We start from the raw sequence: 6,890 nt of genomic DNA on the forward strand, positions 1-6,890 counted from the left end.
CCGCTGGTCACGTTCTGCCCAGCGGCACCACCAGCGGCGTATGCGCCACCGGATCCTCAATAATCATACAGCGTAGCCCGTAGACGGCCTCAATCAACTCTGCCGTCACAATCTCTTTCGGTGCGCCCTGGGCTACAATCTTTCCGTCCCGCAGGGCAATCAAGTGGGTAGCATAGCGGCAGGCCTGGTTCAGGTCGTGCAGCACCGCCGCCAGGGTGTAGCCCTGCTCGCGGTTCAGCTCGCTAAGCAGCTCCAGCACGTCAATCTGATAGCTAATATCCAGCCAGGTGGTGGGCTCGTCCAGCAGCATAATCGCCGTCTCCTGCGCCAACACCATCGCTATCCACGCCCGCTGGCGCTGGCCGCCGGAGAGCGTATCCACGCTTTGTAAGGCGAGATCCGCGACGCCGGTGGCCTGCATCGCCCGTTGCACGGCGCGATCGTCCTCCTGTCGCCAGCGGGTAAACAGCGGCTGGTGCGGATAGCGGCCCCGGGAGACCAGCTCCTGCACCGTGATATCGCCCGGCGTGGTGGCGTTCTGCGCCAGCAGGCCAATGCGTCGCGCCACCTCTTTGCTGTTGAAGCGCTGGATCTGCTCTCCATCAAGATAGACATGCCCCTGGGTGGGCATCATCAGGCGGCTCAGGGTACGCAGCAGGGTCGATTTACCGCAGCCGTTGGGGCCAATGATAGCGGTAAAGTGCCCGTCGGGAATGGCAACGGAGAGATTATCCGCTACCACTTTTTTACCGTAGCCGAGCGTTAAGCTGTCGCCGCGCAGACGGGCTGTTAAATCGGTCATCTTTTGCGGGACTCCTTGATTAACAGGACGATAAGGTAGATACCGCCCAGGCTTACGGTAACCACGCCGACCGGAAGCTGATAGGGAATAAACAGCTGCTGGGCGCAGAGATCGGCGGCCAGCAGCAGCAGCGCACCGCAGAGCGCCGCCTGGGTCAGGCCCCAGCGCGCCGTGCCGCTGATGCGCCGGGCAATATGCGGTGCTACCAGCGCCACAAAGGAGATCGGGCCAGCGAGGGCGGTCGCCGCCGCGGTCAGCACCACGGCTACCAGCATCAGCATCAGCCGGGAGCGCTCGACGCTGACGCCCAGCGCGCAGGCGCTGTCATCACCCATCTCCAGCAGCCGCATCCGCCGTACCAGCAGCGTGGCGCAGACCAACATCAGCAGCAGGATCGGCGCGGAGGGCCAGGTTTTCGCCCACGTCAGACCGTTGAGCGAGCCAGCGTTCCACAGCCCGGCGGTGAGGGCGGTCTCCAGCGAGGCTTTAATTAGCAGCCAGGTATTGAAGGCGATCAGCATCGCGCGAACGCCGATGCCGATAATGATCAGGCGAAAGGTCTCAATGCCGTTGCGCCAGGCCAGGGCCCACACCACCAGCGAAGTGAGGATCCCCCCGGCCATCGCCGCAAAGGCAATCGCCGTGAGATCCTGACCATACAGCACCATCGCCACCAGCACGCCGCTCCAGGCCCCAGTGTTAAAGCCCATCACGTCGGGGCTGCCCAGCGGGTTGCGCATCAGCGACTGGAAAATTGCCCCGCTGACCCCCAGCGCGCCGCCGATGAGGAGCGCCATCAGCACCCGGGGCAGACGCCACTCGTTTACTACCAGGGCAATGCCGCGCGGCGCATCGCCGGTAAAGGCGGCCAGCACCTGGCCGGGAGAGAGCGGTACCGTACCGCTGCACAGGCTCCACAGGGCGACCATCACGCTGACGCAGGCCAGCAGGAGAACGCTAACAATAAGACGGCGGGAGGGGGCGATCACATGGCACCTCCCCGACGGTGGCGACGCACCAGAAAGATCAATACCGGCGCGCCGATAAAGGCGCTTACCACCGACACCCGCAGCTCGCCCGGCACAAGCAGTCTGCCAATAATATCGGCAAACAGCAGCAGGGCAGGGGTAGCCAGCAGCGTCACCGGCAGGGACCAGCGGTGATCGGCCCCCACCAGCCAGCGCGCCATATGCGGCATCATTAAACCAATAAAGGTGATGGGGCCCGAGACGGCGGTGGCGCTGGCACACAGAACAGTAATAGCCAGCAGGCCCAGCAGCTGGGTGCGGGCGACCCTGCTGCCGAGGGCGGTCGCGGTATCGCTGCCAAGGCTCAGGCTGTTAAGCGCCCGGCTCAGCAGGAGAGCAATCGCCCCCGCTATCAGCACCGGAACCAAGACGATACGCAGCGTCTGTAAGGTACGCACGTCGAGGGAGCCAGCCTGCCAGAAGCGCAGCTGGTCGTAGACGTCCGGGTTAAGCAGCGAGATCCCGCTGGAGAGGCCCTCCAGCACCGCTGCCAGCGCAACGCCTGCCAGCGTCAGGCGCACCGGGCTCAGCTGCCCGCCGCCCGCGCTGCCGGTAAAAGCTACCACCAGCGAGGCCGCCAGCGCGCCACAAAAAGCAAGTGCCAACTGCTCGGTGGGAGAGGAGAGGCCCAGCAGTGCTGCGCCGAGCACAATAGCAAAGCTTGCCCCGGCGTTAACGCCGAGCAGACCGGGATCGGCGAGGGGATTACGGGTCAGGGTCTGCATCAGCGCGCCGGCGAGGCCCAGCGCGCCGCCGACCAGCAGCCCGGCCAGGGTACGCGGCAGGCGGGCATCCAGCACAATCGTGCAGTCGGCGCTTTGGCAGGTGCCGGAGAGGGCATCCATTACAACGGAGAGGGGCAGCGGTTTAGCCCCGATCAACAGGCTGAGCACGCCTGCCACCAGCAGCAGTAGCAATAATCCGCCCACGGCCCACGGGCGCGCCGGATTAACGGAATGCGACATAACAACGTCCCTGACATGATAATGATAGTAATTATCGTTATCGATCTTATTGCGATATGTTAGCATGTGCGGCTTAAAAACTGGTATCAAAAGTTCGCATTAAGGCTTTGTTATGACCCGACAATCCTGGCTGATCAACGTCAGCCTGCTGAGAACCCATCCCGCGTTTCGCGCTGTTTTTATTGCCCGTTTTATCTCGATTGTGTCGCTGGGGCTGCTCGGCGTCGCCGTACCGGTGCAGATTCAGGCCATGACCCACTCCAGCTGGCGGGTGGGGCTGGCGGTGACCCTAACCGGCGGAGCGATGTTTGTTGGCCTGATGGTCGGCGGCGTGCTGGCGGACCGCTACGAGCGCAAGCGCTTGATCCTGCTGGCGCGCGGTACCTGCGGTATCGGCTTTATTGGCCTCTGCCTCAACGCTGCGTTGCCCGAACCCTCGCTGCTGGCGATCTATCTCCTCGGCCTGTGGGACGGCTTTTTTGGCGCGCTGGGCGTTACGGCGCTGCTTGCTGCCACCCCGGCGCTAGTGGGGCGGGAGAACCTGATGCAGGCCGGGGCGATCACCATGCTCACCGTGCGGCTGGGATCGGTTATCTCCCCGATGCTTGGCGGCCTGCTGCTCGCCTCCGGGGGCGTAGTGTGGAACTATGCCCTGGCGGCGGCGGGGACCTTTATCACCACCCTGACCCTACTGCGTCTGCCGCAGCTGCCTCCACCGCCTCAGCCGCGCGAGCATCCATTGAAGTCGCTGCTGGCGGCGTTTCGCTTCCTGCTGCGCAGCCCGCTGATTGGCGGCATTGCCCTGCTGGGCGGCCTGCTGACGATGGCCAGCGCCGTTCGCGTGCTCTATCCGGCACTGGCAATGCACTGGCAAATGTCAGCCGCCGAGATCGGTATTCTCTACGCGGCCCTGCCGCTCGGAGCCGCCGTAGGGGCGCTCACCAGCGGCAACCTGGTTCAGCGTCCGCGCCCTGGGGCAATAATCCTCTTCTCAACCCTCGGGGCCTTTGTCGCTATCGCCCTGTTTAGCCTGATGCCGGTCTGGCCGCTGGGGGTGCTGTTCCTTGCCCTGGCGGGATGGCTGAGCGCCATCAGCTCCCTGCTTCAGTACACGCTGCTGCAAACCCAGACGCCAGAGGCGATGCTGGGCAGGATCAACGGCCTGTGGACGGCGCAGAACGTTACCGGGGATGCGATTGGCGCAGCCTTGCTGGGTGGGATGAGTGTCGCGATGACGCCCGCCGCCTCGGCCAGCGTTGGCGGAGCGGTGCTGGCGGTGACGGGCGCGGTACTGATCCTGCTTCTCGGCGAGCTGCGGCGTTTCCACCAGAGCCCACCCGTTGACGCTTAACTAAACAGCGTGGCGAAGCGCTTGAGCAGCAGCGTGGCGCTGTAGTAGTCGAGGCGGAAGGTCTCGGTGCCGAGGGCGTAGACGCGTTTGTTCTGCACCGCGCTTAGATGACTCAGCAGCGGGTTGGCATAGATGGCCTCGGCGTCTTTCTCGTTACCGGCGAAGAGAAACAGCGCTTCGCCATTCAGTCCGGCGGCAAGGTTTTCCCCGCCCAGCTGGACGATATCGTGCCGCTTACCCTGACTCTGGCTGGCGTGCAGTCCTTCAGGCAGCGTCGCCAGGGTAAAGCCCAGCTGCGAGAGCAACTGCCCCTGGGCCGAGTCCGCGGTCCACAGGTTGGCGCTGTGCGCCGCCGGGTTATACACCAGGGCGCTGACCGGCTGCGGCGTCAGGGTCATCTGCTGCTTCACCTTCGCCAGCTGCTGATTAAAATCGCTAATCCGGGCTTTGGCCTGCGACTCCTGGCCGGTGATCTCCCCGAGTTGGGTGAGCAGCGTCTGCCAGCTCTTATCGTCGTAGTTAATGATCAGCGTCGGGGCAATCGCAGAGAGCTGATCGTAAAGTGCCAGCGCCGAGTCGCCTCCGGTGGCGCTGATGAGGATCAGATCCGGCATCTGAGCGGCGACCGCCTCGGCACTCGGCTCGCCAATATAGAGCCGGGCAAGCTTGCGCTGCTTCGCGATCTCGCCCCACTGGCGCAGGAAGCCGTTCTCGTCGGCAACGCGGTTGTTCGGCGCGGTTGCGCCGCTGGCCACCACCGGGGCGTCAATCGCCAGCAGCGAGCCAGTGAGCGTGACGCTGGTTGAGACAATGCGCAGAGGTTTATGATCGAGGGTATGAACGCCCCGGCTGTCGGCGATCTGGCGCGGCCAGTCGGCGGCGTGGGCTACAGAAAATCCTAAAACAAAAAGTCCTGGTATTAGCAGGGCCTTAAGCAAAAGCGGGGGGAGTCTCACGGCGTGCATCCTGTTATTGTGCGGCTAATGCTTCTCATTTTCATCATTGCGCCGCCGGATGCAAGTTTTTAGCCGCACAAAACTGCGCTCGCTGAGGTTGACATCGCCCGGGATAACTCTTAGCTTACCGACCCAAATATAAATGATAATAATTCTTACTACCTTTATCGTTTTCGGAGAAGGATATGGATACGTCAATGGCGGAGGAGACTCAACTTACCGTGAACACGCTGGCATCAGACCAATTTTTCTTTATGTCGCCGTATCGCAGCTTCAGCACATCGGGCTGCGTTATGCGCATCAGCGAACCGGCGAAAGGCGGGGACGATCTCAGCGGCGCATTCCAACAGCGGCTGGCTCAGGCGTTCAGCGAGGCCAAAAAGCAGGGGATCGCTAAGCCAATCGTGGTGGGAGCCATTCCGTTTGATACCACTCAGCCCTCCGCGCTGTTTATTCCCCGCGCCTGGGAGCTTTTCTCCCGTACCGAGAAGCAGCACTCCGCACGCTACTTCCAGGGGAGAGAGACCCTCAGCGTGGTCACCCGCAAGGCTATCCCGGAGCACCCAGTCTTTACCGATATGGTGGCCCGTGCCGCCGCGCTCACCGCCACGCCGCAGGTCGATAAGGTTGTGCTTTCCCGCCTGATCGATATCACCACCGACAAACGCATAGACGGCGGGGCGCTGCTGGAGCGGCTGATCGCCCAGAACCCGGCCAGCTTTAACTTCCACGTGCCGCTGCCCGACGGCGGCGTGCTGCTGGGTGCCAGCCCAGAGCTGCTGCTGCGTAAAGAGGCGGCGCACTTTAGCTCTCTGCCGCTGGCCGGCTCCGCCCGTCGTCAGCCGGATGACATGCTGGATCGCGAGGCGGGCAACAAACTGCTGGCCTCTGAGAAAGATCGCCACGAGCATGAGCTGGTGACCCAGGCGATGAAAACCGTGCTCGCCCCGCGCAGCCGGGCCCTGACGCTGCCGGACTCACCCCAGCTGGTGAATACGCCCACCCTTTGGCATCTGGCAACCCCTATCGAAGGGGTGGCGCAGGCGGAGGAGAATGCCCTGTCGCTGGCCTGTCTGCTGCATCCAACTCCGGCGCTGAGCGGCTTCCCGCACCAGGCGGCAAAAGATCTTATTGCCGAGCTGGAGCCGTTTAACCGCGAGCTGTTCGGCGGCATCGTCGGCTGGTGCGACGCCGACGGCAACGGCGAGTGGGTGGTTACCATCCGCTGCGCGCGCCTGCACGGTAATCAGGTCCGCCTGTTTGCCGGGGCCGGGATCGTCCCAGCCTCGTCGCCGGAGGCCGAATGGCGCGAAACCGGCGTAAAACTCACCACCATGCTCAACGTTTTTGGTTTGCATTAAGGAGCAATCATGACAATTCCTTTTACCCGCTGGCCCGATGAGTTTGCCCGGCGCTACCGCGAGAAAGGCTACTGGCAGGATCTGCCCCTGAGCGATATGTTGACCCGCCACGCGCAGAGCGATGCGTTGGCGGTGATCGACGGCGAGCGCGAGCTGAGCTATCGCCAGCTTAACCAGGCGGCAGATAACCTGGCCGCCTCATTGCAGGCAAAGGGGCTGCAGGCGGGGGAAACCGCGCTGGTGCAGCTCGGCAACGTGACGGAGTTCTACATCACGTTCTTTGCCCTGTTGAAAATCGGCGTTGCACCGGTAAACGCGCTCTTTAGCCATCAGCGCAGCGAGCTAAACGCGTACGCGGCACAGATCAAACCGGCTCTGCTGGTGGCCGACCGCGACCATAGCCTGTTTAGCGACGATCAATTTCTTA

General features: G+C 63.1%; 6 protein-coding genes and 1 pseudogene. 3 read left to right on the forward strand and 4 right to left on the reverse strand.

The genetic code is table 11. The annotated features are described in order from the left end of the window. Window positions 1–7 precede the first annotated feature (7 nt). Genes fepC through fepD form a run of 3 tightly spaced genes read right to left on the reverse strand, consistent with a single transcriptional unit; the run spans window position 8 to window position 2,795 of the window. Complete coding sequence (gene fepC, locus FN633_RS09075) at window positions 8–802, reverse strand: iron-enterobactin ABC transporter ATP-binding protein (RefSeq protein ID WP_154057499.1); 795 nt, start codon at window positions 800–802, stop codon at window positions 8–10. Further along, window positions 799–1,731, reverse strand: a complete 933-nt coding sequence (gene fepG, locus FN633_RS09080) for an iron-enterobactin ABC transporter permease (protein ID WP_425049188.1) — start codon at window positions 1,729–1,731, stop codon at window positions 799–801. Before fepG ends, fepC begins: the two co-directional genes overlap by 4 nt. Before the next feature lie 56 nt (window positions 1,732–1,787). After that, on the reverse strand, window positions 1,788–2,795 hold the full coding sequence (fepD, locus tag FN633_RS09085) for a Fe(3+)-siderophore ABC transporter permease (RefSeq protein ID WP_154057500.1): 1,008 nt from the start codon (window positions 2,793–2,795) through the stop codon (window positions 1,788–1,790). 112 nt (window positions 2,796–2,907) lie between these two features. On the opposite strand from fepD, the gene entS reads away from it, so the two are divergent. Next, window positions 2,908–4,146, forward strand: coding sequence for an enterobactin transporter EntS (gene entS, locus FN633_RS09090; RefSeq protein WP_154057501.1), 1,239 nt, complete (start codon window positions 2,908–2,910; stop codon window positions 4,144–4,146). On the opposite strand, the gene fepB is transcribed toward entS, so the two are convergent. Further along, window positions 4,143–5,102 carry a Fe2+-enterobactin ABC transporter substrate-binding protein gene (gene fepB, locus FN633_RS09095; RefSeq protein WP_243731492.1) on the reverse strand — a complete coding sequence of 320 codons (960 nt, stop codon included), beginning with the start codon at window positions 5,100–5,102 and terminating at the stop codon, window positions 4,143–4,145. The two genes, entS and fepB, sit on opposite strands and share 4 nt — an antisense overlap. A 185-nt stretch (window positions 5,103–5,287) precedes the next feature. On the opposite strand from fepB, the gene entC reads away from it, so the two are divergent. Further along, window positions 5,288–6,463 carry an isochorismate synthase EntC gene (entC, locus tag FN633_RS09100; RefSeq protein WP_154057503.1) on the forward strand — a complete coding sequence of 392 codons (1,176 nt, stop codon included), beginning with the start codon at window positions 5,288–5,290 and terminating at the stop codon, window positions 6,461–6,463. Window positions 6,464–6,472: 9 nt separating this feature from the next. Beyond that, window positions 6,473–6,890, forward strand: a pseudogene (locus tag FN633_RS18505) (AMP-binding protein); the annotation flags it as partial.

Origin of the sequence: Pseudescherichia vulneris (assembly GCF_902164725.1) — a bacterium.
In the GTDB taxonomy this organism is placed as follows: domain Bacteria; phylum Pseudomonadota; class Gammaproteobacteria; order Enterobacterales; family Enterobacteriaceae; genus Pseudescherichia; species Pseudescherichia vulneris.

Bases quoted from the DNA above. Each gene is read 5' to 3' on its own strand.
- fepC (WP_154057499.1), bottom strand. From the start codon at position 802: ATGACCGATTTAACAGCCCGTCTGCGCGGCGACAGCTTAACGCTCGGC.
- fepG (WP_425049188.1), bottom strand. From the start codon at position 1,731: ATGGTCGCCCTGTGGAGCCTGTGCAGCGGTACGGTACCGCTCTCTCCC.
- fepD (WP_154057500.1), bottom strand. From the start codon at position 2,795: ATGTCGCATTCCGTTAATCCGGCGCGCCCGTGGGCCGTGGGCGGATTA.
- entS (WP_154057501.1), top strand. From the start codon at position 2,908: ATGACCCGACAATCCTGGCTGATCAACGTCAGCCTGCTGAGAACCCAT.
- entC (WP_154057503.1), top strand. From the start codon at position 5,288: ATGGATACGTCAATGGCGGAGGAGACTCAACTTACCGTGAACACGCTG.